This window comes from Alteromonas profundi, assembly GCF_010500865.1.
GTDB lineage: Bacteria > Pseudomonadota > Gammaproteobacteria > Enterobacterales > Alteromonadaceae > Alteromonas > Alteromonas profundi.
In genome coordinates this window covers 30,070-56,838 of sequence record NZ_JAAAWN010000028.1, presented here as the reverse complement: position 1 = coordinate 56,838, position 26,769 = coordinate 30,070, and the positions used below count along the sequence as shown (strand labels likewise).

Genomic DNA, 26,769 nt, shown 5'->3' with positions numbered 1-26,769 from the left:
GCTTCCTTCAGACCCTGCCGTTAGCCAACAACGCCCTTGCCATTCGGATTGTCTTCCCCTCAGTCAGGGTGATTCAGGTTTCTTCCAACCTGACGGGATTGCCAGCTTCGCTGGGCAAACAAAAAAGGCCAGCAACTATGCTGGCCTTAGCGACTATCCTAACCTAATCTAACGAAAGGCCAAGCTGACACTTATAACGCTTGTGAAATCGTGACATCTGCATCTGCACGTAGTGCATCAACAAATTGCTGATACAAACGCTGTCCGTGCATCGCTGCTAGACGTTGCTGTAAGTTATCCGCAACGGCCTCTTCAAGCGCCGGTGCGTCATTAACACTTACCAATTCTACAATTGCTACATCGCCATTAACGGTAGCAACATAATCGAACTTATCTTGCCCATTAGGGGCTAACGTAAAGAGCTTTTCAACCACACTTCGGTTTAGTGAACTTCCCGCTCGCGCCACGGCTTCGGCCGTTTGCCAGCTAAGCGATTTTTCAGCTAATTGTGTATCAACACTTTCGCCGGCAATAAGCTTATCAACCACTGATGATGCCCAGGTCTCAGCCGCTTGCTGTGCTTTTTGTGCTTGTACTGTCGCCACAATACCTTCACGCACTTCATCAAGAGACTGGGTGCGCTGAGGCTCATGTTCTGCAACACGTATCACTACAACCGTTTCATCATCAATTTCGATAATATCGCTATTCACACCTTCTTCAATGAGTTCATCAGAAAAGGCTGTTTCAAGTACCGCGGGGGAACTAAGCTCTGCAGGCGCTGTGTTACGGCTAAATAACACACTTTCTTGTACAGGCATGTCCACAGCATTCGCGACATCTTCTAATGTATCAGGAACTTCAAAGGCGATTTCTGCCATTTGATTTTGTAGCTCATAATACTCTTCTGAGGCTTTCTCGACTAAAAGCGCTTCACGGATTTCTTCAGCTACTTCGCTAAACGGCGTGGTTGATGAAGGTTTAATATCTGTAAGCTTAATAATGTGGAAACCAAATTCAGATTCAACCACCTCTGATACGGTGCCTACCTCGGTAAGCTCGAAGGCCGCGCGATCAAATTCAGGGTCCATTGCATCACGGGTGATATAGTCAAGATCGCCGCCTGCCTCTGCAGAAAAAGTATCATCAGAGCTTTGTTCTGCCACTTCAGCAAAATCTGCGCCGGCTTTGATATCCGATAAAAGTGACTGCGCTTTTTCTTTCGCGGCCTCTTTGTCGTCGCCAAATTCTACAAGAATGTGCGACACTCGACGCTCTTCTTCAGTCTGATAGCCCGCAAGGTTACTTTCGTAATAGGTTTTCACCTCATCTTCGTCAACCGACACACGCCCTTTTACATCATCGATAGACAACGTAATGTAGGCTAGCTTCACTTGCTCTTCAGTATCAAACGCGGCGATGTTCGCATTGTAGTACGCTTCAACATCTCCATCGGTAACCTCAATATCATCAGCGAAAGAAGCAGAATCTAGCATTACGTACTTTGCATCGCGGGTTTGGCGTTGCAATGCATTGGCTAACTCAACTTCACCCATTAATGAAAACGACGAATTAGTTATGGCGGCAGTTAACTGATTCTGGGTCATCTGGGTGCGCATGTAGTCGCGGAAGTCAGCCACTTGGAAGCCATTTTGGCGCAGAATGGTTTGAAAACGTTCGTTATCAAACTGCCCACCAAACTGAAATTCTGGCATTTGCGCTATCGTTTCTTTTATTTGACTATCGCTTACTCGCAAGCCCATTTCGCGCGCTTCTTGTTGGATAAGCTTCTCTGCAATAAGCCTATCTAACACAGTGCGACGAAAGTCACTTAAGTATTGCTCACTGGAAAACAGCTGAGCGATACTTTCGCCGTACTGAGCTTCCATTTGGCCACGTTGGTTTTGATAGGCACGTTCTAGTTCCTGCGCCGAAATATCTTCACCATTTACTGTCGCTACCGACGTGGAACCTGATGATGTCAGGTAACTCCCTACGCCAGCAAAAACGAAACTCAATACGATTAGCGCGATTATGACCATCGCCCAAGGGCCTTGAGAACCTTCTCTGATTCTTTCTAGCATGATTGTTCTTCAACTCCGTTGCTTACTACACTCGCCTGGCTCGTCTGAACCTTATTCATGACTTAAAACCCGGGCAAAATAAGCGCTGATTATAACCTAATACGTGCGAAGATAAACGGCCTAACATGAACTAAATATCATTCTTGTTGCATACCGTTAAGTGCGTAACAACATTGGATAGATAGCGCGGTAAAGAACTACCGACTCGGTAAGGTATTAGACGCTATATTCGCGACACAAATAAAAAAGGCGATGGACTAGCCATCGCCTTTTGAATATTACTAATGCTTAGTTACAAGCGTCTTTCAGAGCTTTACCAGCTTTGAAAGATGGAACTTTCGCTGCTGAAATCTGAATAGTCTCACCAGTTTGTGGATTACGACCACTGCGAGCAGAGCGCTCACGAACTGAGAAAGTACCAAAACCTACTAATGCAACTTGGTCACCGTCTTTAAGCGCTGCAGTAACTGAGTCAGTGAATGCATCAAGAGCGCGGCCAGCGGCTGCTTTAGAAATGTCTGCACCAGCAGCGATTTGGTCGATAAGTTGAGACTTGTTCACTATTATGATCCCCTTCGATTGTTATTATACTGTTTGTCCAAAACAATTTGATTGAACGTTATAGCAAGCTTGATCGTTAACATCAAGCTATCTGTCACAAATAATTAACTTTTATTGTGTCGCTGCAATCCCTTTTGTGGCAAGGCTTCAAGCGAATACAAACTAAAGGTAACACAACTTTTGGGAGTTGAAAGCCCTATTTTAAAAAAAAACGGCGAAACACAAAAGTTATGCGCACTATTTGAACAATTATTACAAAAAAAAGGCTGCATCCCTTTAAAATCAGCAGATGCAGCCTGGTATTTTACGCTTCTTTTGACACTTTAAACCTTTCTACGGGCTCTTGAAGTGCAATATCAAGCACATCATCAATCCACTTAACCGGGTGAATTGATAAATCCTTTTTAACGTTTTCTGGAATTTCTTCCAAATCACGTTCATTTTCTTTCGGAATAACAACGGTTTTAATACCACCGCGATGCGCCGCCAATAGTTTCTCTTTCAAGCCACCAATTGCCAGTACTTCGCCGCGCAGTGTAATTTCCCCGGTCATTGCCACATCACATTTTACTGGGTTGCCAGTCAGCGAGGACACAAGCGCTGTACACATTGCAATACCTGCACTTGGGCCATCCTTCGGCGTAGCCCCCTCTGGTACGTGCACGTGAATATCGCGCTTTTCATAGAAATCTTCGTTAATACGAAGCTTCTCAGCGCGGCTTCGCACCACTGTCATGGCCGCTTTAATCGACTCTTGCATAACGTCGCCAAGCGACCCTGTAGAGGTCATTTTACCTTTGCCCGGCACGGCTGTCGTTTCAATAGTGAGTAAATCACCGCCCACCTGCGTCCAAGCTAACCCAGTAACTTGACCAATTTGGTTATCTTTGTCTGCTTTACCATAGTCGAAGCGCTGGACACCAAGATAATCTTTTAAGTTATCTTGTGTAACCACCACTTTCTCTTTGTTTTTGGTAAGCAAAATATCTTTAACGGCTTTACGGCATACCTTTGAAATTTCACGTTCCAAACTACGTACCCCCGCTTCGCGGGTGTAATAGCGAATCATGCCGATAATTGCCGACTCGGTAATATCTAATTCTTTACTCTTAAGGCCATTACGCTCCATTTGCTTGTTCAGCAAGTGGCGTGTGGCAATGTTTAGCTTTTCATCTTCTGTGTATCCCGACAGACGAATAACTTCCATGCGATCAAGCAAAGGCCCCGGTATGTTCATGCTATTTGACGTAGCTACAAACATAACGTCAGATAAATCGTAATCTACTTCTAGGTAGTGATCGCTGAAGCTGTTGTTTTGCTCTGGGTCTAAAACCTCAAGCAGTGCAGAGGCTGGGTCACCACGCATATCCGCCGACATCTTATCGATTTCATCAAGCAAGAAGAGTGGGTTTTTCACCCCTACTTTGGCCATCTTTTGGATAAGCTTACCAGGTAACGAACCGATGTAAGTACGGCGGTGCCCGCGAATTTCAGCTTCATCACGTACGCCGCCAAGGGCCATACGTACATACTTTCTACCCGTGGCTTTCGCAATAGACTGGCCTAGCGAGGTTTTCCCCACCCCTGGCGGCCCCACTAAACATAGAATAGGCCCTTTAAGCTTCTTCACACGCTGTTGTACCGCAAGGTATTCCAAAATACGCTCTTTAACTTTTTCAAGCCCGTAGTGGTCCTCGTTAAGCACTACTTCAGCTCGTGATAAGTCACGTTTAACCGGCGAGCGTTTGTTCCACGGCACATTGGTTAGCCATTCAATATAGCTACGCAATACCGTTGCTTCCGCTGACATTGGTGACATCATCTTAAGCTTTTGCAGTTCAGAGTTCGCCTTTTCTTCAGCGTCTTTTGGCATTTTTGCATCAGCGATTTTTTTCGATAAGGCTTCAAATTCATCCGGTGCATCATCTAGTTCACCTAATTCTTTTTGAATCGCCTTCATCTGCTCATTGAGATAATACTCACGCTGGCTTTTCTCCATCTGTTTTTTCACGCGGGTACGAATTTTCTTCTCTACCTGCAACAGATCAATTTCGCCTTCCATCAAAGCCATTAAATATTCAAGACGCTCATTGACGCCTTTCATCTCTAATACTTTCTGTTTTTCTGCTAGTTTTAACGGCATGTGAGCCGCCATGGTATCGGCAAGACGGGCGGCGTCATCGATACCGTTAAGTGAGGTTAATACTTCAGGTGGAATTTTTTTATTCAGCTTAACGTAGCCTTCAAATTGAGACACCGCCGAACGAATAAGCACTTCTTGCTCACTCTCATCAATACTTTCGTCTTCAATTTTACCAACATGGGCGACAAAGTAAGGTTCGGATTGTTCGAAGTCCTCTGCCTGGCCTCGCACGCTACCTTCAACTAATACCTTAACGGTTCCGTCGGGTAATTTAAGCAGCTGCAAAATGGTGGCAATGGTTCCCACCTTATAAATATCGTCTGATTCGGGTTCATCTACGCTTGCGTCTTTCTGAGCAGCAAGAAATATTTGTTTATCATTGTCCATTGCCGCTTCAAGACAGCGAATGGATTTCTCACGCCCAACAAATAAGGGTATGACCATATGTGGGTAAACGACCACATCCCGTAAGGCAAGCACAGGAATTTCAATGCGATTTTCACGCTCAACTGTCATACGTGTTCTCTATTAGTTTGCTATGTCGATTTATATGGGGATGTAAAGCCAAAGTTCAAATAAAACTTATTAAAGTGCGTTAATTTCCCACCCTTTCTTCACGTCCTTTCGTCTTTACCATTATCGATTTTAGTCCGTAAGGCAATAGTTAACTAACAAATCTGGCAGAAAGGATAGACAGAATACGAATAACCGTTCAAATATCGTTCAAATGCGTGAAATGAGAAGGTTATCTTATAGTTGGAGAAGCTGTTGATAGGCTAACTATGGATATAGCACTTCGTCGGGCTTAAACGTGGGATGACAACCCTATGTTGTATATAAGGCTTTATGGTGCGAAGTAAGTTAGTGAGGAAGAATAAGACAAATACTCAGAAACAAAAAAGGCCCTAACGGGCCTTTTCGAAAAGCAATCTCATTACTCTGAGGCGGCTTTCTTTTCATTACTGTCGTAAATCAATATGGGCTTAGACTCACCACGGATAACCGTTTCATCTATGACCACCTTACTTACATCATCAAGTGATGGTAACTCATACATGGTGTCTAACAATACTGCTTCAACAATAGAACGCAAACCACGTGCCCCCGTCTTACGCTGCATCGCTTTTTTCGCGATAGCGTGCAAAGCATCGTCACGGAATTCAAGCTCAACCTCTTCCATATCGAATAGAGCGGCATATTGCTTCGTAATTGCATTTTTAGGCTCACGGAGAATCTGAATTAGCGCATCTTCGTTAAGCTCTTCTAAGCTGGTTACAACGGGCAAACGGCCGATAAACTCGGGGATAAGCCCGTATTTTACCAAGTCTTCAGGTTCTACCTGCTTGAACAGTTCGCTTACCGCATGGGTATTTTCTGTCGATTTAACCGTTGCGCCAAAACCGATACCGGCACCTACTTGGGCGCGTTGTTCGATAACCTTATCAAGCCCTGCGAAAGCACCACCACAGATAAACAAGATTTTAGAGGTATCTACTTGCAAAAACTCTTGCTGAGGATGCTTACGGCCACCTTGTGGCGGCACGGACGCAACCGTTCCCTCTATAAGTTTTAGTAGCGCTTGTTGTACGCCTTCACCAGATACGTCACGGGTTATAGACGGGTTGTCTGACTTACGCGAAATTTTGTCAATTTCATCAATATAAACAATACCGCGCTGTGCTTTCTCTACATCGTAGTCGCATTTTTGCAGCAGTTTTTGAATGATGTTTTCAACATCTTCACCCACGTAACCGGCTTCGGTTAACGTGGTGGCGTCGGCCATGGTAAAGGGTACATCTAATAAGCGTGCTAAGGTTTCCGCTAACAGGGTTTTACCGCTACCGGTAGGACCAATTAGCAAGATGTTACTCTTACCTAATTCAATGCCCTCGTGAACGTCACCGTTACGCAACCGCTTATAGTGGTTGTACACTGCAACAGACAATACTTTTTTCGCATGTTCTTGGCCAATCACATAGTCATCAAGATGAGCGTGAATTTCACTTGGCTTAGGTAAAGCGTCCTGCTTTTGCTTAGGCGCTATTTCCTTTATTTCTTCGCGAATAATGTCGTTACACAATTCCACACACTCGTCGCATATAAATACCGACGGGCCTGCAATTAACTTTCTTACTTCGTGTTGGCTTTTGCCACAAAACGAGCAGTAAAGTAACTTGTTGTCACCATCACCGCTTTGTTTATCACTCATTACTTTTGCCTCTACCTTACCTGAACGAAAAAAAACGTCGTGGGTTGCACGTGCTCAGGACTCCTATAACTATACTACTTAGTTGTAGCGGCGTCAGATCGATTTGTTAAAACCTGATCGATAAGGCCGTATTCTTTCGCTTCTGTTGCGCTTAAGAAGTTATCACGGTCAGTATCACGCGCTACCACTTCGTAATCTTGTCCAGTATGTTGCGCCATTAAGCGATTTAGTTTCTCTTTAATAGACAGAATTTCTTTCGCGTGGATTTCAAAATCTGACGCCTGCCCTTGGAAACCGCCTAGTGGCTGGTGAATCATTACGCGAGAATTAGGTAGACAAAAACGTTTACCTTTTTCTCCTGCAGACAATAGGAATGCCCCCATGCTTGCAGCTTGGCCCATACACACGGTGCTTACATCTGGCTTGATGAAGTTCATGGTATCGTAAATGGCCATCCCGGCGGTAACTGAACCACCTGGAGAATTAATGTAAAGGAATATATCTTTCTCTGGGTTTTCTGCTTCTAAGAACAACATTTGAGCCACAATCAGGTTTGCCATGTGGTCTTCAACCTGCCCAACCAAGAAAATTACGTTTTCTTTTAATAGGCGAGAATAAATATCATAAGAACGTTCCCCTTTGGAAGTTTGCTCTACTACCATTGGGACAAGTGCATTCATTGGATCGAACGGGGTATTAGTCATAGCTACCTTGATTATCTAGCGTTAAAAACAAAAATGCTCGGAAGGCTCCGAGCATTTAAGCAGTTGCTGACGGGTGAAGTCAATCAGACAGTAAAAAATTACGCCTGTTTGTTCATAACCTCGTCAAAAGCTTTGGTTACTTCAGTAACTTTTGCTTGCTCAAGAACCCACTCAATAGCTTGTTCTTCAAGTGCAACATTTTGCATTTGCTGCATAAGCTCTTGGTTGTTGTTGTAGTATTCTACCACTTCTTGTGGATCTTCGTACGCAGAAGCTGCAGTTTCGATCATCTCGTTAACTTTCGCTTCGTCTGCTTTAAGTTCGTTTTGCTTAATCACTTCACCAAGGATTAGGCCAATTGACACACGGCGCTTAGCGTTATCAGTGAATAACTCAGCAGGTAGGTCTGGAAGGTTCTGACCACCGCCTTGTTGGCTGAAACGTTGCTTAGCTTGTTCACGAAGTGCATTTACTTCTTGGTCGATAAGCGCTTGAGGAATATCAAATTGGTTAGCTTCAACAAGCTTCGCAATGACGTCTTCTTTAACTTGCGCTTTAAGGGTTTGGTCTAGTTCACGCTGCATGTTCTTACGAACTTCAGTTTTAAGCGCGTCTACACCGCCTTCTTCAACACCGAAAAGTTTAGCAAACTCTTCGTCAACAGTAGGAAGCGACTGACCTTCAACTTTCTTAACCGTAGCTTGGAAAACCGCGTCTTTACCTTTTAGGTTTTCAGCGTGGTAATCTTCAGGGAAGGTAACTTCAATTGTTACTTCTTCACCAGCTTTCGCACCAACAAGTGGTTTTTCAAAACCAGGGATCATACGATCTTGGCCTAGTTCTAACGCGAAATCTTCTGCTTTACCACCTTCAAACTCTTCGCCGTCAATGGTACCAACAAAGTCGATGATTACTTTGTCATCTTTCTTCGCTTTACGCTTAACTTCTTTCCACGTGGCATGTTGCTTTTGCAACGTTTCCATCATTTTATCAAGATCTTCATCAGTAATTTCTACTGCTGGCTTCTCAATTTCAATATCGCTAACGCCTTGTACTTCTACTTCAGGATAAACCTCGAATGAAGCTACGAACTCTAGGTCCTGACCGTCTTCATCTTTGGTCAGTTCAAAGTTAGGCATGCCAGCTGGTTGGATTTTTTCTTGCACGATGGCTTGATAGAAGTTTTGCTGCATTACATCACCAGCTACTTCTTGGCGAACCGCTTGGCCGAAACGCTTTTTAATTACGCTTACAGGAACTTTGCCCGGACGGAAGCCGTTGATGCGTTGTGTTTTCGCCAGTTGTTGTAGGCGTGATTTAACCGCTGAATCAACAGCGTCAGCAGGAACGCTGATAGTAAGACGGCGTTCTAAACCCTGGGTCGTCTCGACAGAAACTTGCATTATGTTACCTCAACTATACGCCTTTGCAGGCGCTTTGTTCACAGTCCCCTCTCCCGTCATGCCAACATTTTAGTGGCGGATCACATCGGGGTAGAGGTCGTTTTCGACGCTTGTTCCCTCAAATTACCGTGCAAAAAAACCTACACTTAACCAATTTGAGACAAACGCACCGGTTAAAAAAAGACGCGGTAGTATACAGCCGCACATCGCAAGAGTCGAGAGGGAAACACAAGTTTGTAACATGCTTTTGGCGGATTAGCCCACAATTGGAGCAATAAGGGATAAATTAACAGAATTTATTGACGAAAAGAGAGGAATAACGAGAAAGATAATGGTCGGTGAGACAGGATTTGAACCTGCGACCCCTTGTACCCAAAACAAGTGCGCTACCAAGCTGCGCCACTCACCGACTGGAATCTTTTAAAAAGAATCGCTTTTTAAAAAAGCTTAAATATGGTGCGGAAGGAGAGACTTGAACTCTCACGCCGTGAAGCACTGGAACCTAAATCCAGCGTGTCTACCAATTCCACCACTTCCGCAAAAAAGTGGGGTGGACGATGGGACTTGAACCCACGACAACCGGAATCACAATCCGGGGCTCTACCAACTGAGCTACGCCCACCATAGAGGTGCTTGCAATTGCTAACATGCGAATTGTATACATGTTAACGTAAAGATTCTACCATTTTGGTCAGGACCTACCTGACCCGCATGGCGCGCCCGGCAGGATTCGAACCTGCGACCCACGGCTTAGAAGGCCGTTGCTCTATCCAGCTGAGCTACGGGCGCTCGGCGAATCTTCGCTTGCAAAAATGGTCGGTGAGACAGGATTTGAACCTGCGACCCCTTGTACCCAAAACAAGTGCGCTACCAAGCTGCGCCACTCACCGACTGATGTAGCGGCTTTCGAAGCGTTTTGCCTCTGTGCCGTTACGGGGTGCGAATATTACTGACTTGCCCCCACCTCGTCAAACACTTTTTTAAATAAAAATATCAACCGCTCACAAAGCGCGCATTATCGCGATTTTTTGACCAACAAGATGAAATTTCGAGCAATAAGTGGCCTACGAACTGCTTTTTATCGTTATAACGCGGGCGGCTTATCAGTAGCGTAATAACGTTTTTTAAATCGATGCTATTTTCATTCGCACAAAATCACGGCTTTTTACTGGTTAACCTTGGCTATTTTATGAAACAATAATATGCACTTGTTGATCACTTTTAAGTAAATACCTTTTATGACCGCTCATCTCATAGATGGCAAGTTAATTGCCAAGCAAGTTCGCCAACATGTCGCCGCATATGTAGAGTCTTTAATTAATGCGAAAAAACGTCAGCCTGGATTAGCTGTTGTTCTAGTCGGCAGCGATGCTGCATCGCAAGTTTACGTGTCTAATAAACGTAAGGCATGTGAAGAAGTCGGTTTTGTCTCGCGCTCGTTTGACCTTCCAGCCGATACCACCGAAACCCAGCTACTTGATATTGTCGATGAATTAAATGATGACAATGAGATAGACGGTATCTTAGTGCAGTTACCCCTTCCCGCAGGATTAAATGCCGAAAGGGTGTTAGAACGCATACACCCTCACAAAGACGTGGATGGTTTCCACCCTTACAATATAGGGCGCCTTGCACAGCGTATCCCTGCCCTACGTCCATGTACGCCTAAAGGTATCATGACGATGATTGAAGCTACTAAACGCCCGGTTAAAGGGTTAGACGCTGTTATAGTTGGGGCATCAAATATTGTCGGGCGTCCTATGAGCTTAGAGTTATTGTTGGCCGGTTGTACTGTTACTACCTGTCATAAATTTACCCAAGACTTAAAGGCGCACGTTAGCCGTGCCGATCTTCTGGTGGTCGCGGTAGGCAAACCTAACTTTATTCCAGGCGACTGGATTAAACCTGGCGCAATTGTGATTGATGTAGGCATAAACCGTGTTGCTGATGGTTCACTGGTAGGAGATGTAGATTTTGAGAAAGCCAAAGATAGAGCTGGCTGGATAACGCCCGTACCCGGCGGCGTGGGGCCTATGACGGTGGCGAGTTTGATTGAAAATACGCTAGAAGCGTATGTTAAATTTCACTCGTAGCGCGCACATGTTAGATGCAGATTATATTGCAGCAACACTGAGGTGGGTAGACGAGATTGTTATCCACCACAATTTCTGCCCATTCGCTCGGCATGCTCGTTACCCCGGCGGTATTTATTGCCATGTAAGCCACGGCGATACGGGCGATATTTTGGCGGCTTTATTTGATGAATGTCAGCGATTAGACAATAACCCGGCTATCGCCACCACATTAATGATTCTTGTAAGCCCAGACACCGCAACGTTCGACAGTTACCTTGATGTGCTAGCTATCGGGGAAAAAATGCTGAGTGATTGGGGATACGCTGGGACTTACCAACTTGCTAGCTTTCACCCCGACTACCAATTTGAAGGGGAAGCAGAAGACAGTGTTGCCAATTATACCAATCGCTCCCCTTTCCCACTGCTTCATCTTATACGAGAAAGCGATATTGCCAAATATATGAAGAACGAAGATGATGCAGAGAAAATTTACCGTCACAACATTGAGCAGGCCAATGCCTTAGGCTGTCCTTACTTTTCCGCTAAACTACAAGCATTAAAAACACCACAGTGTGAGCGCCCCTTACAAGAGTGACATTTAAATATGACTGACCAGAGCGTGACAGTTGCCCCTATTGGCCATATTACCAGCCCTTTTAAGCAAAAGTTTGCGATACCCCGCCAACCCAACTTAGCGAATGCTTCAGGTCAGGTGGTACTTAGTGCGGACTTTACAGATATGTCGGTGTTTAAAGGGTTAGAGGGCTTTAGCCATGTATGGTTGCTGTTTTTGTTCCACGAGAATGCCCAACGAGGGTGGAAACCTACCGTAAAAGCCCCCCGGTTAGGGGGCAACGCTACTATGGGCGTGTTTGCCAGTAGAAGTACCCATAGACCCAACGGCATAGGTATGTCTGTGGTTGAAAATAAAGGCGTAAGTGAAACAGTCGAAGGTATTGTGCTTAACGTTAATGGGGTAGACTTGCTAGACGGTACACCTATTATTGATATTAAGCCCTATCTCCCTTATGCCGATTGCATTAGCACCGCCACCGATAATCTTGCCAACTACGCGCCTATTCCAGCCCGAGAAGTGAAGATAAGTGAACACGTAAAGGCCCAATTACACCAAGCGTCACTTCGCCATCAAGACTTACCTGAGTTAATTGTTAGTGTATTGCGCCAAGACGCCCGCCCTGCTTATAAACATAAATTAAACGATGACCCAAAAACATATTGGGTTACTTTGTATAATTACGACATTGGGTTTTGTGTTAGCGATGCCACCGTGATAGTTACCGAGATGAAAGTACTTTAACGCAACACGGTTGTAGCACAATTGCGTTTAGTTAATTAGAATACGCCAGATTAATCATTTAACTATTTGTATAGGAAAACTGCACACGATGCGCACTAGTCAATATTTGCTTGCCACGCAGAAAGAAACCCCGGCCGACGCTGAAGTAATAAGCCATCAGCTAATGCTTCGCGCTGGTATGATAAGAAAGCTGGCTTCCGGTCTATATACGTGGCTACCTACGGGGCTTCGCGTATTGAATAAAATTGCGGATATTGTTCGTGACGAAATGAATAAAGCAGGCGCTATTGAGGTATTGATGCCGGTAGTACAACCTGCCGATTTATGGCAAGAGTCTGGCCGCTGGGACGAATATGGCCCTGAATTATTGCGCGTTAAAGACCGCCACCAGCGTGATTTCGTTCTAGGTCCTACACACGAAGAAGTTATAACAGCGCTTGTGAGCAATGAAATTAGCAGCTACAAACAACTGCCAATAAACCTTTACCAAATACAAACCAAGTTTCGTGATGAAGTTCGCCCTCGGTTTGGCATTATGCGCGGACGAGAGTTTACGATGAAAGACGCCTATAGCTTTCACTTAGACGACAGTTGCTTAGATAAAACCTATCAAACTATGTATGACGCATACAGCAACATTTTTTCGCGTCTTGGCTTAAATTTTAGGGCGGTTATTGCTGATTCAGGTTCTATCGGTGGTAATCATTCCCACGAGTTTCACGTATTAGCGGACTCAGGGGAAGATGCAATCGCCTTTGCCAGCGAAAGTGATTATGCCGCTAATGTAGAAATGGCGGCCGCTGTCGCGCCAGAAAAACAGCAAGCGAGCGGCGTGGCTGAAGAAACCGTAAAGGTAGAAAGTACAGATTTAACTGAGGCTCTCTCATCGTTAAACGTAGCGGCATCTAACGCAGTTAAGCTTGAAGTTGTTAAAGGGCATACCGATGAAGATGACGCTCAAGAGCGTTGGGTAGTGCTGGTGCTACGCGCCGATCATACCCTTAACGATATTAAAGCAGAAAAACTCGCTAGTGTGGCCACGCCTTTAGTGGTGGCCAGTGAAGAAAAAGCCGCACAGGTATTGGGTGTGCATCCAACCTTCGCCGACCCGAGTGCGCTTACCGTACCTGTTATTGTAGATAACAGTGCCGCTGCCCTTGCCGATTTTACCTGCGGTAGTAACAGCGACAAAATGCTACGCACAAACGTGAACTGGACCGGTGAACTTGATACCGCAGACTTACGCAATGTGGTTGCCGGTGACGCGTCTCCTGATGGAAAGGGCACACTAGAAATAAAACGAGGCATTGAAGTTGGACATATTTTCCAGCTTGGACGCAAATATTCAGAAGCCATGAATTGTGGTGTACTAAGCGAAACCGGCAAGCACCAAACGCTAACAATGGGATGCTATGGCATTGGTGTATCGCGTATTGTAGCTGCGGCAATTGAACAGAACCACGATAAGTTCGGCATCATGTGGCCTGATCCTATCGCCCCGTTTAAAGTAGCCCTTATTCCAATGAATATGCATAAATCTCACCGCATTAAAGAAGCGGCTGAAGCTGTGTATAAAACATTAACGGACTTGGGGATCGAGGTACTATTTGATGATCGTAAAGAGCGCCCAGGTGTTATGTTTAATGACATGGAATTAATTGGCATACCTCATAGTATTGTTATTGGCGAAAGAAACCTAGACAATCAACAGATTGAATATAAAAATCGTCGTACTGGCGAAAAGCAGTTGATTGATCTCTCTGCTGCTGGAGACTTTGTCGCTGCGTTATAATCGCAGCACGCTCTCCTTCCAAGCCTAACTGGAGGACGCATGCAGGTAACTTTTTTCGGCGTTAGGGGGTCTATTCCTACCCCTGGCGAAGAATTCGTGCGTTACGGAGGCAACACCGCATGCGTGCATATTAAACTCGATGACGGTACCGATATCATTCTTGATTCTGGTACCGGAATTCGTGTTCTTGGAAACCAGCTTAAAGACGCATCTACGCCTATTCATATTTTGCTCAGCCATAACCACTGGGATCATATACAAGGCTTTCCGTTCTTTGCGCCCATCTACCAAAAAGATCGAGAAATACATATTTATCCTGGCCTAACCCACCTGCCAGAGTACGATCGTATCATTACGCAAATGGAAGGTTCAGCCTTTCCAGTGCCTTTCTCAGCCCTTCCCTCTAAGATTACCCTTAGTGTTATCTCGTCAGAACAAAACCAATGGCGTATTGGCAGTGCAACAATAAAGCGGTTACCCATGAATCACCCGGGCAAAGGAAGCGCGTATACCATTGAAGATAATGGCCATAAGGTAGCGTATATCACCGACAATGAACTTTATCCGCCTTATAAAAGAGAAACGGGATTTTTAAGTTTTGTAGAATTTGCGCAAAATGCGGATGTACTAATCCACGATGCGCAGTACACGAAAACGGATATGCCCGTTAAGTCAGGCTGGGGACATTCAGTTGCTGAAGAGGCGGTTAAATTGGCGTTAGCCAGCAATGCCAAAAAATTAGCTCTATATAGTCATGATCCAGAACGCACCGACGACGATATAGATAAAGTCGTGAAGTACTGCCAACGTGTTGTTACTGTGGCAGAGTCCACGCTCACGGTGTTTGCATCAGCGGAAGGCCAATCATTGGACTTAAGTTGATTAACTAACTTCCACCTACCACGGAGAATTAAGGTGTCAGTGTTTAAGCCTGTTATAGTACTTACTACAATGTGTTTGTGTAGTTTATCTTTGTTTGCCCAAGAGCAAACCCAATCAGAACAAGAAAGTGATATTGAAGTCATTGATATCATCAAAAAAGATACCACCACACAAAGTGTTATGGACAACCGTCTTGAAGGCGATAAAGAAGCATTAGACAATTCTTTTGCCATTACCCAGCATCGTCAAAACTATCTATTGCCTTACACCTATGTGTCAGACCCCAACTCCGCGGGCAATGTGGAACTGAGCGAAGAAAACCTTGATCGCAACGAAGCTAAGTTTCAAGTAAGTACCAAGTTTCCCCTCTACTTAGAAGAGGCTGGCTTTGATGGCGTTTATTTTGGCTTTACCTTAACCTCATACTGGCAACTGTATAACAGTGAAGCGTCTAAGCCTTTTCGTGAGACAAACTACGAACCCGAAGTGTTTTGGCAAGAAACCGCCGACTATTCTATTCTCGGCTATAAATTCAATACCTTTCAAGTAGGCTTTAACCACATGTCCAACGGACAAAGTGGACTGCAATCACGAAGCTGGAATCGGCTGTTCGCTTCTATCGTATTTAGCGATGACGACGATATTTACTACTTTAAAACCTGGTATCGTATTCCAGAAGATGAAAAAGAAGACATTAACGACCCTACCGGTGACGATAACCCGGATATCCTTGATTATTATGGACGATTAGAATTTGGTTATGGACGCAAAATTGGTGCCTTTAAGATGCTGGCGCTTGTACGCAACAACCTTGATATAGACGATAACCGCGGTAGTATTCAGCTCGACTTCACTTACCCCATCTCAGATCGGTATGAAGTGCTGTTGCAATATTTTAATGGTTACGGCGACTCACTTATTGACTATAACCGCTCACAACAACGTATTGGCATAGGGTTTCAGTTACTTTTCCTTTAATACCACTCCTGCCGCGCGGTATAATTGTAAATGTACATTTACCAGCGCGGCTATGTCTCTTTGATAGCCGCCACCGATCACCGAGGCTATCGGCACGCCATACTTATCGGCTGTAGCAAATACCATTTTATCCCTCGTAAATACCCCTTCTGTGGTAACATCCAGCAGGCCTAAATCGTCGTTTTCATGAATATCGACCCCGCCGTCATAAATAATGGCATCGGGTTGGAACTGACGAAACGCTAGGGTAAGCGCTTGTTCTAACGTAGTAAGATATTCGTCATCACGGGCGCCTTTAGGCAATCCAAAATCCAGATCTGACACTTGTTTGCGGTGGGGAAAGTTTTTCTCTCCGTGTAACGATAGCGTAAACACGCTGGCGTCATTTTCCGCTAATTTAGCGGTACCATCACCTTGATGTACGTCTAAATCGATGATCATAACTGTATCGATATGCCTATAGCTTTGCATGGTTTTGGCGGCTAAATAGAGATCGTTAAAGAGGCAGAAGCCGGAACCAAAATCGGCAAACGCATGATGATAGCCCCCTGTGAGGTTAAGTGCTTTACCACTTTCAATTGCAAGTTTAGCGGTTAGACATGTACCCGCCACCGCAGTTAAGGTACGCTGAATTAACTGTGGTGACCAGCCAAAACCAATACGCCGCATAGCCTTAGCATCTAAGCTACCTTTTAGTAGCGCTTCAACGTAATCACGCTCGTAATGGTCAAATAACAGGTGTTTAGCCAGCGGCTCCGGCTGATGAAAATATCTATCTTCCACGCCGTGTGCAGCTAACGCATCACGGATCCCTTGATACTTTTCAATAGGAAACCGGTGTCGCGCAGGAAGAGGTAACTGACTATAGATGGGATGAAAAACCAGTGGATGCATAAAAACTCGCGTTGCCTGAATATTCGAACACGGGCGTTCGCCCTATGTTCGAATACTGACAACCAATGTTTAGTTGGTCAAACTGTTTACTACCTTTTCAACGTTTTGTGACATACTTTTCATGGAATCAGAAATATCATTGCCTCGTGCTAAGTCATGATAGCGTTCTGAAGAAGTCACCACAGTTTCGATAATACGCTCAAGCTCGCACAGGACTGCCTCTTGTTCATCGGCAGCCTCATTAAGTGCAACCACCACGCTCGCCGTTTCTCGTATATCTGTTACTACGCTATTTAACTTAGTTAACGCAGTTGCTGCTTCGGCCGCATTGACTTCTGAAAGTTGCTTACCCTCTTCCATGGCCGATACCGCACCTCTTGCTTCGGCTTCAAAGCCACTTAGAATATCGTTGATTTCTTTGGTAGATTGTTGCGTTTTTGCCGCTAAGGCACGTACTTCATCTGCTACTACTGCAAACCCTCTGCCATGTTCGCCCGCACGCGCCGCCTCTATAGCCGCATTTAACGCTAATAAATTAGTTTGATCAGCAATTTCGTTAATTACGTTTACTACCCTTAAAATGGTTGCACTTCTACTTTGCAATTCGCTGACAATAGCACTGGAAGATGTCACTGTTTTCGCTAATTGCTTAAAACCCGCGTTAGCTTCTTCAAAGGTAGCATAGCACTCAGCCACATTTGTTTGAGAGCTGTGTGTTGCCACGGCAACTTGGTTTGTCACCGCCGCCAGGTTTTGTACAATTTTGCGAAGGGTGTCTGTATTTTCATCAAGGGAACGAGACGCATCACGTTGCTCTACTGCCCCTGTCATTATAGATTCACTAACCCTTTGAAGAGTACCAAAAGTATTCCCCATTTCCTGCTCGGCCTGGCGCAGCTGTACAACCGACTCTTGCAACTTACTTTGCAGTTCTCTTGCTGCATTGGCCAATACACCAAGTTCATGTTCACTATGGTAGGTGAGCGGGTCGTCATAGCGACTTCTTGAAAGGTTGGCAATACACCGTGCTATTTGCTTAATAGGGGTAATTAACTGGGTACGTAATCGGCTTATTACGTAAATAATGGACAGTAGCGACAGTACAACCGCTAATCCTAAAATTAGCCACAACTTACGTTTAGTGTCTACCTTAAGTAAGTGCGTAGCCCGGGCAGAGTCATCAATAATTTCATTAGCCACACTAGAGAGAAGCGCCGCCGGTGCGCGGTCTATCCCGCGTACGTAACTGTCCCCTACCTTAGGGTCGAACCCTGAGGCTACATAAGCGGCATAGCCTTCTCGATACTTTTTAGCCATAACAGCATGTGCCTGCTGAAACTGACGAATTTGCGTTTTTGCCTTCTCGTTTACCGACGGGTTTTTCAGCATGCTTTCAAACAGCTGAGTAATTTCGCCCTCACGCTCTACAAAACGGTTCCAATACTTCTGCCGATCGGCCTCATTATGCCCCCGCAACAGTACGTTTTTCCATTCCTGTACTTGGGTTTTAAACGAATTTAAAATAAGGTTTACGTCGCGCTCAGCTTGCACAAGGGTGCTTTCTAATTCATCGAAAGCGTCGAGCATAGAAAAGGATTTAACTATAGAGGCGCCGTTTAGCATAACCAGTAAACAGAAGCTTGCTAATATGGGGGTAATTACTAACCTACTGATACTTTTGTAACTAAGCACTTCGGACTACCTATAGTAAGTAAAATAACCAAAAATATGGGCCATCATTAGATGTTATTTCGATGACAGAAATATGACTTTCGGTAGAATGAATGACTATGATTACTTAAGCGCTGATTTTTTAAGCAAAAAAAGAGTATCCCCTGTTGAATTGAAGCTAAGTGAGCGGACGCTCCTAGGATAAAGGATGCATTAGATATTATGCAAAGGATACTGTATCACACAGCGCACTACACCGCGCTATACGGCGCAGTCAAGATACCTCAACGCCCATACTGAGACAATGAATTCCCCGGTGAAGCGCTAGCCGAATAGTGGCGTTTATTACAGCGCTAAAATAGTAACGCTATTGGCCCCGTGCCTTTGAATCTTCGCTTTACCCGAGCTTTCTAGGAATCGTAGCAATGACTGAGGATCGTTAGTCTCAAAGACCCCCGTTATGGACATCTTGGAAAGTTGCTCAGAGGCAATAGATATTTGTAACGCATTGTAGCGGTTAAATTCGTAGATAACATCTTCTAGCGAATCATTTTTGAATATCATTTCCCGCGCTTTCCATGAGGTTTTCTTATCGACATCAGCGTTAACGAGTGTGGTAATTTTGCCGTCTTCTTTTACGGTAGCCTGTTGCCCAACGGAAACAATTAAAGGCCTGCCTAAAGGTACCTCAATTTCTGCATTGCTATCTAATCGAACGCTCTCCTCGCTAACAGAGGCATCTTGGTGTTTGCGCGCATTTTTAGTAAGCGCCACAACTCCGTTGATAACGGTAAGCTCTACGTTACCCTTATTACTTCTAACGTTAAACTCGGTACCCAACGCCTGGAACATAGTGCCGTTTACCCAAACCCTAAAAGGTTTGTCAGGATTATGCGCCACTTTAAATATAGCCTCGCCATTGTGCAAAACTATATTTCTAAACTGCGGGGTATAGTCAATATCTACGTTGGTTAATGTATTTAAATAGATAATGGAGCCATCACTTAATGTAATACTACGCTGTTCACCTAAGGTAGTAACGTAATTGACGCTGTGGGAGATAGTTTGCTGCTTTAACGGAAGCACCGCAGGTGTAAACTGATACAAGGCAAGTACACTAAGAACAAGACTCGCAGCTAATGCCCAAAACATGCGTGTAGGTCGCTTTTTAGTCTCTATACGTGCTGGCTTTTCGTACGCATAGGGCGCCGGCTTCGACGTAATGGAGATCGGCTCAACATCCGGCGTACTTATCTTTTTAAGCAGCCCCTCTACTGATATATTTTTATTCGGATCGATATCATCCAGTACATCAAGCAGGGTACATGCATGTAAAAACTCTTGTACATGTGTTGGGCTTTCAACAAGCCACTGTGCAAGCTCGTGGTGTTGCCGCTGGCTTAGCTCACCCTCATCAATAAGTACAGCCCAATAGCTTGCCTGCTCTATAATGAGTGTATTTGGTTGCGAATGTGTATTCATAACTCTTGACCCATACTGTGAGCCTTTCGGCATTCCGTTACCGCGCGGGTTAAATATTTTCTAACAGTGTGAATAGAAATCCCCAGTCTTTCAGCAATTTCAGCGTGATTCAAGCCATCTCTTTTACGCATCAATAAGACTGATTGATAAATAGGAGGTAAACTGGCCAATATCTTTTCTAAATCCTGAATCGCTTTTTGTCGCTCAATATGTGCGTGAGGGTCGTCCTCACATGGGATCTCTTCAACATTGTCTAACGCGCTTGTTTCCTTTTGCCACTGGCTAATATTTTTAAGGCGCTTTTCATGCACTAAATTTGCAGCAATGCGAAAAAGGTAAGCCCTAGGTTGTTCTATTAAGTCTTTTCTCTCTACCCGTATTAACCGAAGAAATGCTTCCTGCGAAAAATCTTGTGCTTGTTGACGATTGTTAGAGCGACGAAGAAGAAACGCAAACAGTTCCTTATAGGAGCTTTCATATAATCCCTTAACAAAACTATCACTCTTTGGGGCTGAATTATTAGGCATAGACTCATTTCGATTAACGTAAATTGGGTGGGCGAAAATAGGCCCACTAGATAAGAGTGTTTTGAGATAGAAATTGGGTACTAAAAAAAATAAATAAAAAAAGTAGTACCTAAAACGGTGGCGATATCTCTCTTAATTGCTAAGCGGGTAAAAATCCGCATGATTGCCTGAAATATCTATACACGACAAAAAAATATCAATATAACATAATCATAGGAACTTAAGCATGAAGTCGCGTACTCCAAATTGGAAGAAAAACCCCATTGTACTATCGATGGTTTTGTCATTAGCAGGTAGTTTTAGCGTGATGGCAGAAACCGGCGTAAAAGAGAAACAGGTACAAATTGAGGTTTCTGACATTCCCCTTGATAGCGCGTTGCAAAGTGTAGCGAAGCAATTTGGCAAACAAATCGTCTTTTTTTCTAATGTTGCAGAAGGCCTAACAGCAAAACCCTTTGCCGGGGATTACACTGAACGCGCAGCACTTGATGCGCTATTACAAAACACTGGCTTGCAATATCGCTACATCAACAAGCGCACTATCGCTATAGAAAAAGCGACGAATGAGGCAGAGCTTAGCGAAAAAAAGCAAAGTAACGCTGCAGGCGCATCTGATACCCAAACATATGCATCCCCTACCAGTAAAAAACAAGCGTCGAGTAAAGGCATGGTTGAAAACATTACCGTCACCGCCCAGCGCCGTACTCAAAATCTACAGGAAGTGCCCATTTCAGTTTCTGTGATGAAGGGCGATTTACTTGACAGCGTAAGCACCAGTGGCGGAGATATCCGGTTTATGTCTGCCCGTATTCCGAGCCTTAAAATTGAATCGTCGTTTGGGCGCTCATTCCCACGCTTTTATATCCGCGGCATAGGCAACCAAGATTACGATCTAAATGCTTCTCAACCAGTCTCTCTTGTGTACGATGACGTGGTACAAGAAAGCCCAATACTGAAAGGGTTTCCCGTATTTGATGTGCAAAGTGTTGAAGTGCTTAGGGGCCCCCAAGGTACATTATTTGGACGTAACACCCCCGCGGGTTTGGTTAAGTTTACCAGTAACCGCCCTACTCAGCATTTAGAAGGCTACTTCTCTGCGTCGTACGCGTCTTTAAATACCGTGTCAATGCAAGGTGCTATAAGTGGTGGGTTAACCGATAGTATTTCAGCGCGAGTGTCGTTATTAAAGCAAACACGAGATGACTATATTGATACAAAGGCGCCCGGTTTTGAACAAAATGACGTGCTCGGCGGATATGATGATCAGGCGGCTAAAGTGCAGGTTCTATACGAACCAAACGATAATTTTTCTGCTCTTTTCAACTATCACACAAGAGACCTAGACGGCACGCCTACAGTGTTTCGAGCCAGCGCCATTACCCCTGGAACAAACGATTTCGTGGCGGGTTTTGACCGAGAAACTGTGTATCAAGATGCCGCCGACCGCGCTACACAAAGTGTGAAGGTTGACGGCGGTAGCGTAAAACTCGAATACCTTACAACCGATTATAGCTTTACCTCTATAACTGGCTATGAAGCGGTAGAAATGTTTTCACGTGCTGACGTAGACGGCGGGTATCAAGTAAGCACCTTTTCTGACCCTTCTGGCTATACAGGCGAACTCGGTACTGTACCTTCGTTTTCCGTTGAAAGTGCCGATGGCATCCCTGATCACAGTCAATTCACCCAAGAGTTCCGCGTAGCGTCAAATGAACTAGGCGCCTTTGACTATCAAGCTGGTTTCTTCTTTTTTACCGAAGATTTAGATATAGATACGCTACATTATAATACTGATGGCAGCCTTAAACGTTACTTGCAGCAAAATCAAAAAACCGATGCGTGGGCTGTTTTCGCCTCTGGTGACTATGATGTAAGCGCCAAGCTTAAAGTAACCGGTGGCCTTCGCTATTCAAAAGACAAAAAAGAGTATGTTGCCCAAAGAATAATGGCTACTTCAAGTGATGGCGACTTCTTTGACCCTATGTACGCGGATACAGAAGATTCAGCCATCAGTTGGGATTTAAGTGCAACGTACGAGTACTCAGATGACACAAACTTATACACTCGGTTATCTAAAGGCTTTAGAGCACCAAGTATTCAAGGCCGGGTAGTCAGTGGCGATGATCCTAAGCTAAGTATTGCTGACTCTGAAATTATTCACTCCATTGAGTTCGGTACAAAATCAGACTTATTGGATGGCGCGGCAAGAATTAATTTTGACGTGTTCTATTTTGAGATGAACGACCAACAACTTACTGCCCAATCGTCTTTTGATGAAGGTGCGGCGAAGGAGTTGGTAAACGTTGATAAAACGGTAGGTTTTGGGTTTGAAGCTGAAGGCGAATATGCCATCACATCAGATCTCATCACCACCTTAGGTGTGAGTTATAACAACACTGAAATACAAGATAAGAACGTCGCTATCTCCACCTGCTCTTTTTGTACCGTTAAAAATCCGGTGGATGAAAACGGCCTTATTGGCGTAGACGGATTATCCCTTCCCCGCGCCCCAGAATGGATTGGTAACTTCACACTGCGTTATGGCAAAGAAGTAGGTGACGGCGAGTTGTATTTCTATACTGATTGGTCGTATGCAAGCGAAGTACGTTTCTCGTTGATTGATGCCCTTGAAATGCGCCAAGACCCATACCTTGAAGGTGGGGTGCGTCTAGGTTACTTGTTTGCTGTGGATAAATACGATGTTGAAGTTGCAGCCTATGGACGAAACATTACCGACGAAACAGCATTAATTGGTGGTGTAACTATCAACAATCTGGCTGGCGTGGTGAATGAAGGCCGTCTATGGGGAGCCGACGTTAAAATTAAGTTCTAACGTCCCTTGATTTAAGCAATTAAAACGACGAGTGTTTGTACTGAAAACCGATAAGGGTTTCACGTACAAACACTTTTTTTCTTTTCAACCTAGGTGAAATTGCATGACGATAGCGCATTGGTTAATCGGTTTTATCTTAAGCATTTTGGTAGCGCTCTTTCCTGCTACCGGGCACGCGCAGCAAACAGTAGACATCATAATTACCAACGGGCATATCCTTACGATGGATAACCAACTCACGGAGTATGAGCGCGGGTTTGTTGCCATTAAAGATAACAAAATTGTGGCGCTAGGCCCCCAGACTAAAGCACGTGCTTTTAAAAGTAAAAAAGTATTGGACGTGGATGGCGATATCGTACTTCCTGGCTTTATTAATACCCACACGCACGCGTCGATGAGTTTATTGCGCTCGTTAGGCGATGATGTCGCCGGACGACTTCATAGCTATATTTTTCCGCTAGAAAAGCAATTTGTATCCCGTGAGATGGTTTATTTAGGCGCCGAATTAGGCAACCTTGAAATGCTCAAAGGTGGGGTTACTACTTATGCCGATATGTATTACTTTGAAGATGAAGTGGCGCGGGCGGTAGATGAAATAGGGTTACGCGCAGTATTAGGCCAAACGGTGATCAAATACCCTCAAGCAGATGCGAAAACGGCGCAAGAGGGCATTGCGTATGCAGAAAACTTTATAAAACAATACATACATCACCCGCGAATAACGCCAGCATTCGCTCCCCACGGCCCTTACACCAATACCACAGAAACATTACAGAAAATTGCGCAGTTGTCGCTAGACTATGACGTACCTGTGCTTACTCATCTGGCCGAGTCTGAGAAAGAGCGAGACGTGATTGCAAAACGCAGTAACGGCTTATCCCCTATTGCTTACTTAGATAGTATTGGCGCACTTAATAAAAATTTGGTCGGAGCACATGTGATACTTGCGGACAAACAAGATATTGCGCTGCTTAAACAACACCAGGTGGGTGTAGCTCACAACATGAGCGCGAATATTAAAGCGGCTAAAGGTGTGGCGCCAGTCATTGAAATGTTGTCCCAAGGCGTAGACGTAGGGCTAGGAACAGATGGTCCCATGTCGGGAAACACAATTAGTCTAATCGACGAGTTTGACCAAGTAGCAAAGGTACATAAACTTTGGCACAAAGATCGCAGTTTAATGCCCGCCGTTGAGGTTATAAAAATGGCCACTATCGGAAGCGCAAGGGTATTAAATTTACAACATCAGATTGGCTCAGTTGAAGAAGGTAAACTCGCCGATATAATTGTTATTAGTAGCAAGTCGGCTAATATGACGCCTATCTACAATCCCTATTCGGCACTTGTCTACTCAGCGTACCCCAGTGATGTTCGCCACAGCATAGTACACGGTCGATTACTCATGGAAGACCGCGAAGTACTTACGGTAGATGAAAACAGCATTATTACGCGGGCGCGCGACTTTAGCGAAAAAATTAAGCGCGCATTGATAAAGCAAGGTACCCCCATTCTTTAGCTTTGGCCGACGTAAATGTCGCTACAAAATAAAAAGCCCCTTTATAAAAGGGGCTCCTCTGTTTATACGTAACTCTTCACGCTTATTCCCACTCAATAGTAGCGGGGGGCTTTCCTGAAATATCGTAAACAACCCGAGATATGCCATCAATTTCGTTGATAATGCGATTCGATACCTTACCTAAGAAATCGTAGGGCAAGTGCGCCCAATGAGCAGTCATAAAGTCGATAGTTTCAACCGCGCGTAAGCTTACCACCCAGTCATATTTACGCGCATCGCCCATAACACCCACCGAACGTACTGGTAGAAAGACGGTAAACGCCTGACTTACTTTTTGGTACAAATCGGCAGCGTACAACTCTTCAATAAAAATAGCATCGGCGCGACGTAGCAGATCGCAATACTCTTTTTTGATTTCGCCTAATACCCGTACACCTAAACCAGGCCCTGGGAACGGATGGCGATACAGCATATCGTAAGGTAAGCCAAGTTCGAGACCTATTTTGCGCACCTCGTCTTTAAACAATTCGCGCAATGGTTCAACTAACCCCATTTTCATGTCATCGGGCAAACCACCTACATTGTGGTGAGATTTAATGACATGGGCTTTACCGGTAGCAGACCCTGCGGATTCAATAACGTCAGGATAAATCGTCCCTTGTGCCAACCATTTAGCATTGGCTAGTTTTGACGCTTCTTCGTCAAATACACGAACGAACTCGTTACCAATAGCCTTACGCTTAAGTTCTGGGTCTTCGATGCCTTTCAAACGGTCTAAGAAACGCGCTTCAGCATCGATGCGGATAATGTTGAGGCCGAAGTGGTCACCAAACATTTCCATCACCTGATCGGCTTCGTTTAAACGCAATAGTCCATTATCAACAAATACGCAGGTTAAGTTCGCTCCAATTGCTCGGTGTAACAACATTGCTGTTACAGACGAGTCTACCCCGCCAGACAAGCCAAGAATCACTTCGTCATCACCGACTTGCTGCTTTATTCGCTCAATAGCGTCCTCAATAATTGCACCTGGCGTCCATAGCTTTTCACACCCGCATACTTCTAATACAAAGTGGCTTAGCAAACGCATGCCCTGGCGAGTATGAGTAACTTCAGGGTGAAATTGAACCCCATAAAATTGCTTTTCTTCGTTGTAAATAGCTGCATGGGGGCACGATGCTGTTTGGGCGATAGTTTCAAAGCCTTCTGGAATCGCAGACACTTTATCCCCGTGGCTCATCCAAACGTCGAGTAACGCGTTGCCGTTATCGCTAATAGCATCTTCAATTTTATCAAGTAGCGAGCTAGACTTAATTACTTCTACTTGTGCATAGCCAAATTCTCGCTTGTCAGACCCCAACACGCCACCACCAAGTTGCGCTGCCATTGTTTGCATGCCGTAACAAATACCAAATACAGGTACGCCAGCTTCAAATACATAGTGTGGGGCGCGGGGCGAATTTGCTTCGGGTACCGACTCTGGGCCACCAGAAAGAATAATACCTTGGGGGTTAAATTCGCGGATCTGCTCTTCGCTGACATCCCAAGCCCATAATTCACAATAAACGCCTATTTCACGAACGCGACGAGCAATAAGCTGAGTATATTGAGAGCCGAAATCTAAAATTAATATACGGTGGTCGTGGATATTAGTGGTCATTTTTTTACCCGATATAGAAAAGAACAAAGGCTGGTGA

General features: G+C 44.7%; 19 protein-coding genes and 5 tRNA genes. 8 read left to right on the top strand and 16 right to left on the bottom strand.

All coding sequences use genetic code 11. The annotated features are described in order from the left end of the window. Window positions 1–191 precede the first annotated feature (191 nt). The 11 genes from GTH32_RS16595 to GTH32_RS16545 form a co-directional block, all read right to left on the bottom strand. Window positions 192–2,084 (bottom strand): SurA N-terminal domain-containing protein, encoded by a 1,893-nt coding sequence (locus GTH32_RS16595; RefSeq protein ID WP_163087836.1) that lies wholly within the window; start codon window positions 2,082–2,084, stop codon window positions 192–194. A 288-nt stretch (window positions 2,085–2,372) separates the two neighbouring features. Further along, the gene (hupB, locus tag GTH32_RS16590; protein ID WP_012518978.1) at window positions 2,373–2,645 is read right to left on the bottom strand and encodes a nucleoid-associated protein HU-beta; all 273 of its coding nucleotides are present in this window, start codon (window positions 2,643–2,645) and stop codon (window positions 2,373–2,375) included. A gap of 304 nt (window positions 2,646–2,949) precedes the next feature. Next, window positions 2,950–5,304: an endopeptidase La gene (gene lon / locus GTH32_RS16585; protein WP_163087834.1), complete on the bottom strand. Its 2,355-nt coding sequence runs from the start codon at window positions 5,302–5,304 to the stop codon at window positions 2,950–2,952. Window positions 5,305–5,722: 418 nt separating this feature from the next. Next, window positions 5,723–6,997, bottom strand: a complete 1,275-nt coding sequence (clpX, locus tag GTH32_RS16580) for an ATP-dependent protease ATP-binding subunit ClpX (protein WP_163087832.1) — start codon at window positions 6,995–6,997, stop codon at window positions 5,723–5,725. A gap of 74 nt (window positions 6,998–7,071) precedes the next feature. Further along, the gene (gene clpP / locus GTH32_RS16575; protein ID WP_163087830.1) at window positions 7,072–7,701 is read right to left on the bottom strand and encodes an ATP-dependent Clp endopeptidase proteolytic subunit ClpP; all 630 of its coding nucleotides are present in this window, start codon (window positions 7,699–7,701) and stop codon (window positions 7,072–7,074) included. Between the two features lie 98 nt (window positions 7,702–7,799). After that, window positions 7,800–9,104: a trigger factor gene (gene tig, locus GTH32_RS16570; RefSeq protein WP_163087828.1), complete on the bottom strand. Its 1,305-nt coding sequence runs from the start codon at window positions 9,102–9,104 to the stop codon at window positions 7,800–7,802. 332 nt (window positions 9,105–9,436) lie between these two features. Further along, window positions 9,437–9,513 (bottom strand) — tRNA-Pro (locus GTH32_RS16565). Between the two features lie 45 nt (window positions 9,514–9,558). Further along, window positions 9,559–9,643: transfer RNA gene (locus GTH32_RS16560), tRNA-Leu, on the bottom strand. 7 nt (window positions 9,644–9,650) lie between these two features. Beyond that, window positions 9,651–9,726, bottom strand: a tRNA-His gene (locus tag GTH32_RS16555). A gap of 90 nt (window positions 9,727–9,816) precedes the next feature. After that, window positions 9,817–9,893 (bottom strand) — tRNA-Arg (locus GTH32_RS16550). Between the two features lie 24 nt (window positions 9,894–9,917). Further along, a tRNA-Pro gene (locus GTH32_RS16545) sits at window positions 9,918–9,994 on the bottom strand. Window positions 9,995–10,342: 348 nt separating this feature from the next. Between GTH32_RS16545 and folD the strand changes: the two genes are divergently transcribed. The 6 genes from folD to GTH32_RS16515 all read left to right on the top strand — a co-directional run bounded on the left by folD (window position 10,343) and on the right by GTH32_RS16515 (window position 16,149). After that, on the top strand, window positions 10,343–11,197 hold the full coding sequence (gene folD, locus GTH32_RS16540; RefSeq protein WP_163087826.1) for a bifunctional methylenetetrahydrofolate dehydrogenase/methenyltetrahydrofolate cyclohydrolase FolD: 855 nt from the start codon (window positions 10,343–10,345) through the stop codon (window positions 11,195–11,197). Window positions 11,198–11,204: 7 nt separating this feature from the next. Further along, window positions 11,205–11,774 carry a DUF1415 domain-containing protein gene (locus GTH32_RS16535; RefSeq protein WP_163087824.1) on the top strand — a complete coding sequence of 190 codons (570 nt, stop codon included), beginning with the start codon at window positions 11,205–11,207 and terminating at the stop codon, window positions 11,772–11,774. Between the two features lie 9 nt (window positions 11,775–11,783). Continuing rightward, window positions 11,784–12,497, top strand: coding sequence for a tRNA (N6-threonylcarbamoyladenosine(37)-N6)-methyltransferase TrmO (gene tsaA, locus GTH32_RS16530; RefSeq protein ID WP_163087822.1), 714 nt, complete (start codon window positions 11,784–11,786; stop codon window positions 12,495–12,497). Between the two features lie 88 nt (window positions 12,498–12,585). After that, the gene (locus GTH32_RS16525; RefSeq protein ID WP_163087820.1) at window positions 12,586–14,289 is read left to right on the top strand and encodes a proline--tRNA ligase; all 1,704 of its coding nucleotides are present in this window, start codon (window positions 12,586–12,588) and stop codon (window positions 14,287–14,289) included. Window positions 14,290–14,328: 39 nt separating this feature from the next. Further along, window positions 14,329–15,171 (top strand): MBL fold metallo-hydrolase, encoded by an 843-nt coding sequence (locus tag GTH32_RS16520; protein WP_163087818.1) that lies wholly within the window; start codon window positions 14,329–14,331, stop codon window positions 15,169–15,171. A 69-nt stretch (window positions 15,172–15,240) separates the two neighbouring features. Further along, window positions 15,241–16,149, top strand: a complete 909-nt coding sequence (locus GTH32_RS16515; RefSeq protein WP_163087838.1) for a phospholipase A — start codon at window positions 15,241–15,243, stop codon at window positions 16,147–16,149. Here GTH32_RS16515 and GTH32_RS16510 read toward each other — a convergent pair. The 4 genes from GTH32_RS16510 to GTH32_RS16495 all read right to left on the bottom strand — a co-directional run bounded on the left by GTH32_RS16510 (window position 16,135) and on the right by GTH32_RS16495 (window position 20,723). Beyond that, the gene (locus tag GTH32_RS16510) at window positions 16,135–17,043 is read right to left on the bottom strand and encodes a histone deacetylase family protein (protein ID WP_163087816.1); all 909 of its coding nucleotides are present in this window, start codon (window positions 17,041–17,043) and stop codon (window positions 16,135–16,137) included. The two genes, GTH32_RS16515 and GTH32_RS16510, sit on opposite strands and share 15 nt — an antisense overlap. 69 nt (window positions 17,044–17,112) lie before the next feature. Continuing rightward, entirely contained in the window at window positions 17,113–18,735 is a 1,623-nt protein-coding gene (locus tag GTH32_RS16505) for a methyl-accepting chemotaxis protein (RefSeq protein WP_163087814.1), read from the bottom strand. Window positions 18,736–19,059: 324 nt separating this feature from the next. Then, window positions 19,060–20,196 carry a FecR family protein gene (locus GTH32_RS16500; RefSeq protein WP_163087812.1) on the bottom strand — a complete coding sequence of 379 codons (1,137 nt, stop codon included), beginning with the start codon at window positions 20,194–20,196 and terminating at the stop codon, window positions 19,060–19,062. Continuing rightward, window positions 20,193–20,723 carry an RNA polymerase sigma factor gene (locus GTH32_RS16495; protein ID WP_163087810.1) on the bottom strand — a complete coding sequence of 177 codons (531 nt, stop codon included), beginning with the start codon at window positions 20,721–20,723 and terminating at the stop codon, window positions 20,193–20,195. Before GTH32_RS16495 ends, GTH32_RS16500 begins: the two co-directional genes overlap by 4 nt. A 226-nt stretch (window positions 20,724–20,949) precedes the next feature. Here GTH32_RS16495 and GTH32_RS16490 point away from each other — a divergent pair, with 226 nt between their 5' ends. Together GTH32_RS16490 and GTH32_RS16485 are read left to right on the top strand one after the other, a co-directional pair. Next, window positions 20,950–23,556: a TonB-dependent receptor gene (locus GTH32_RS16490; protein ID WP_163087808.1), complete on the top strand. Its 2,607-nt coding sequence runs from the start codon at window positions 20,950–20,952 to the stop codon at window positions 23,554–23,556. A gap of 103 nt (window positions 23,557–23,659) precedes the next feature. Continuing rightward, window positions 23,660–25,072 (top strand): amidohydrolase, encoded by a 1,413-nt coding sequence (locus GTH32_RS16485; RefSeq protein ID WP_163087805.1) that lies wholly within the window; start codon window positions 23,660–23,662, stop codon window positions 25,070–25,072. Between the two features lie 82 nt (window positions 25,073–25,154). Here GTH32_RS16485 and guaA read toward each other — a convergent pair whose 3' ends face one another. Beyond that, window positions 25,155–26,732, bottom strand: a complete 1,578-nt coding sequence (guaA, locus tag GTH32_RS16480) for a glutamine-hydrolyzing GMP synthase (RefSeq protein ID WP_163087803.1) — start codon at window positions 26,730–26,732, stop codon at window positions 25,155–25,157. Window positions 26,733–26,769: the final 37 nt, after the last annotated feature.